Source organism: Arthrobacter sp. Y3223164 (assembly GCF_059091005.1).
Map to the genome: position 1 here is coordinate 1 of NZ_JBNHGF010000303.1, position 3316 is coordinate 3316.

The window sequence follows — 3316 nt, forward strand, 5'->3', positions numbered from 1 at the left end:
AACTCGTCGGCCCTATCCAAGGCCCGGATCACCAAGTCCTGAACGTCTGCGTTCTTGCCGTGGATCGCTTTTAGGGATGCGATGTCTGCCAGCAGCGCTCCGAACAGCGCAACGAGGCCGAGCGCGAGTCACTGCTGGTCGCGCTCGGGGCACCCGAGAAGGGCGCCATGCCGCCGGCCATCCGCAGCCAGCTCAAGCGGCTGGAGGAAGACCAGAAACGCCGCGCCAAGCGCAGTGTCAGCGACTCGCTGGACCGGGTGATGATCGACCTGAGCACGTTCTTCCGCGACGTGCTCACCCTCCAGCTGGGTACCGGCACCGAACTGGTCAACGAATACCTGCGCCAGGATCTGACCGCCTACGCGGAACGATCCACCCCCGAACAGACGTTGGGCAGGATGGACGCCATTGCCCAGGCCAGGCAGCGCCTGGGCACCAACGTTGCCCCCGTCCTGGCCATGGAAGCCATGGCCGTCAGCCTGCTCTGAGTCCCCGGACCCGCACGCAGCACTATCCAGGAGCCGCCCGCATGCCCCGCACCCGCCCCAGGCACCCCGCTTCAACGCGCCGTTCCCCAGCAGCGGTGCTGGCCGCCGTCGTCCTCCTGCTGGGCACCGGCTGTTCCGTGATCGCCCCGGAACAGGAGCGCGAGGCCGCGGACCCGGCGCAGGTCACCAACGGGGTGGCCGAAGAACTGATGCCGTACTACACGCAGGACGTCGACTGGCAGCCGTGCGAGAGCGGATTGGAGTGCGCGGACGTCGACGTGCCGCTGGACTACGCGGACCCCGGCGGCGAAAGCATCCAGATCGCCGCCATCCGCAGCGACGCCGGCGGTTCGGCGCAGGGGTCAATCCTGGTCAATCCGGGCGGGCCCGGCGGCTCCGGCTACGACCTGCTGCGCGACGGCCTCCAGACGATGTTTTCCGAGCAGCTGCGGAGCGAGTACGACCTGGTCGGCTTTGATCCGCGCGGCGTGCAACGCTCGGCGCCGGTGACCTGCCAGACCGACGCCGAACGCGACGAGTCCCGGCAGACGGAGTACGACCGCGACTCGGCCGAGGACCTCCAGCGGGCGATCGACGATGCGGCCGAGCTCGCCGCCCAGTGCGCGGAGAAGACCGGCGAGGTCCTGGGCCACGTGGACACGGTCAGCGCCGCCAAGGACATGGACATCATCCGGGCCGTCGTCGGCGACGAAAAGCTGAACTACCTGGGCTTCTCCTACGGCACGTTCCTGGGTGCCACCTACGCGGGGCTGTTCCCGGAGCGGACCGGCCGGATGGTGCTGGACGGTGCGCTGGATCCCTCGCTGAGCAACGAGCAGATCACGCTGGGCCAGGCGGCCGCCTTCGAGGACACCATCCACGCCTACGCGGAGTTCTGCCTGGAGAACGCCGGCTGCCCGATGAACGGCGGCGTGGACGACGCCGTGGCCCAGCTGCGCGACCTGATCCGCTCCGTCGAGGAGAGCCCGCTCACCGCGTCGGACGGCCGTCTGGTCCCGGTCGGCACCTTTGTCTCCGGCCTGCTGGTGCCGCTGTACGACGACGCCAGCTGGCCGATCCTCACCCAGGCGCTGGCCAGCGCGTTCCAAGGCGACCCCAGCACCGTGCTGCTGCTCGCGGACAGCAGCGCCGGCCGCGATTCCGACGGCCGCTACACCAGCAACAGCACGTTCGCCTTCATGGCGGTCAACTGCCTGGACTATCCGATGGAGACCGATCTGGCCGCCATGCGCGAGGACGCCAAGGAGCTGGAGCAGGCCTCCCCCACCCTCGGCCGCTACCTGGCCTACGGCGGGGTGAACTGCAAGAACTGGCCGTACGAGCCCACCGGTGAACGCGCCCCGATCCACGCCGAGGGGGCCGCGCCGATGCTGGTGATCGGCACCACCGGCGACCCGGCCACCCCCTACGAGTGGGCGGAATCGATGGCCGCGGACCTGGCGTCGGCCACGCTGCTGACCTACGAGGGCGAAGGCCACACGGCGTACGGGCGGGGCAACACCTGCATCCGCGATGCGGTGGACAGCTACTTCGCCGACGGCACCATGCCGGCCGAGGGCACCGCCTGCTCTTGAGCCGACGCGGGCCGGTCGTTTTGACCGGCCCGGCACGGCTCCCATATAGTTGTTCTTCGTGGATTCGGCCCGGAAACGGTCACGATCCCCGCCTCCTTAGCTCAGTCGGTAGAGCGTTTCACTCGTAATGAAAAGGTCGCCAGTTCGATTCTGGCAGGGGGCTCCATCGAAGCTCTCCGCACGGCACACAGCCGGCGGAGGGCTTTTTTGTTTCCCGGCTTCCGCCGCGTAGGCAGGGTGCGGGTCAGTGTTTCAGGCCGGCCAGCAGGCGCTCGGCATCGGCCAGGTCCGCGAGCACGACGGCGGCGCGCCGGCGCACGTTCTCGACGCCTGCTTCGTAGCCCTGGCTGCCGCCGAGCCTGACCATCGCTGCGGCCTGTGCGGCCGCCGCCAGGGAGTTGCCCGCCCTGGAAAGGCTGCGGTGGACATCTGCCAGCACGCCGCCGGGAATATCCAGTCCGTCGGTGGGATGCAGCGACTGGGCGGTCGTGCAGCAACTGCGCACTCGTGGCAGGAGGCCGGCGAGCTGGTCGGCTACCGGCAGCAGCTCGCCGTAGAGGCCGTCGTCCTCCACGCCCTCGAGGACCTGGTGGTAGCGCTCCAGGGCGCGCCGGAAGCGGTCGTGCGCGCGGCGCCAAATGCCCTTGCCGAGTTCCTTATCCTCCCGGCGGGCCTGCCGGGCGGCACCGAAGAGCGCCACCGGCCCTACAGGTACTGTCCGGGTCCGGCGTGCCGTTCGCCGCCCTGCACCGAGCCGGCGTTCTCCCCCTCGGCTCCGGTGGCCCGCCGCGGTTCACCGTCGTCGCCAATCACGACGCCGGGCGCGATCATGGTGCCGGGCGGCAGCTGGCGCATTTGCATGCGGGCCGCCATCTGCTGGTTGAGGGCCTGCTGTGCCGCGATGGCGGTCTGGATGCCGTGGAAGAGGCCCTCCAGCCAGCCGACCAGCTGCGCCTGGGCGATGCGCAGCTCGGCGTCCGACGGCGTGGAGTCGTCGGTGAACGGCAGGTTGATCCGGTGCAGTTCCTCGATCAGCTCCGGTGCCAACCCGTCCTCCAGCTCCTTGACGGACCGCTCATGGATTTCGGCCAGGCGGACCCGGGCTGCGTCGTCCAGCGGGGCGCTGCGCACTTCCTCGAGCAGTTGGCGGACCATCGTGCCGATCCGCATGACCTTCGCCGGTTCATCGACCAGGTCGGCCAGCGCCGAATTGCCGCGGCCGGGCCGCCGCGC

Annotated in this window: 4 protein-coding genes and 1 tRNA gene; 3 read left to right on the forward strand and 2 right to left on the reverse strand. The window is 69.7% G+C overall.

The window, feature by feature from the left end; all coding sequences use genetic code 11:
* The first annotated feature begins 167 nt into the window (after positions 1-167).
* The 3 genes from AC5RUJ_RS12975 to AC5RUJ_RS12985 all read left to right on the forward strand — a co-directional run bounded on the left by AC5RUJ_RS12975 (position 168) and on the right by AC5RUJ_RS12985 (position 2249).
* Complete coding sequence (locus AC5RUJ_RS12975; RefSeq protein ID WP_494155967.1) at positions 168-488, forward strand: hypothetical protein; 321 nt, start codon at positions 168-170, stop codon at positions 486-488.
* A 41-nt stretch (positions 489-529) separates the two neighbouring features.
* Entirely contained in the window at positions 530-2083 is a 1554-nt protein-coding gene (locus AC5RUJ_RS12980; protein ID WP_494128118.1) for an alpha/beta hydrolase, read from the forward strand.
* A gap of 90 nt (positions 2084-2173) precedes the next feature.
* Positions 2174-2249, forward strand: a tRNA-Thr gene (locus tag AC5RUJ_RS12985).
* Positions 2250-2327: 78 nt separating this feature from the next.
* Here the strand turns inward: AC5RUJ_RS12985 and AC5RUJ_RS12990 are convergent.
* Together AC5RUJ_RS12990 and AC5RUJ_RS12995 are read right to left on the reverse strand one after the other, a co-directional pair.
* Positions 2328-2783, reverse strand: coding sequence for a hypothetical protein (locus tag AC5RUJ_RS12990; RefSeq protein WP_494014750.1), 456 nt, complete (start codon positions 2781-2783; stop codon positions 2328-2330).
* A 5-nt stretch (positions 2784-2788) separates the two neighbouring features.
* On the reverse strand, positions 2789-3316 hold a 528-nt coding region (locus tag AC5RUJ_RS12995; RefSeq protein ID WP_494155968.1), incomplete at its 5' end, for a bacterial proteasome activator family protein.

Bases quoted from the DNA above. Each gene is read 5' to 3' on its own strand.
- AC5RUJ_RS12980 (WP_494128118.1), top strand. From the start codon at position 530: ATGCCCCGCACCCGCCCCAGGCACCCCGCTTCAACGCGCCGTTCCCCA.
- AC5RUJ_RS12975 (WP_494155967.1), top strand. From the start codon at position 168: ATGCCGCCGGCCATCCGCAGCCAGCTCAAGCGGCTGGAGGAAGACCAG.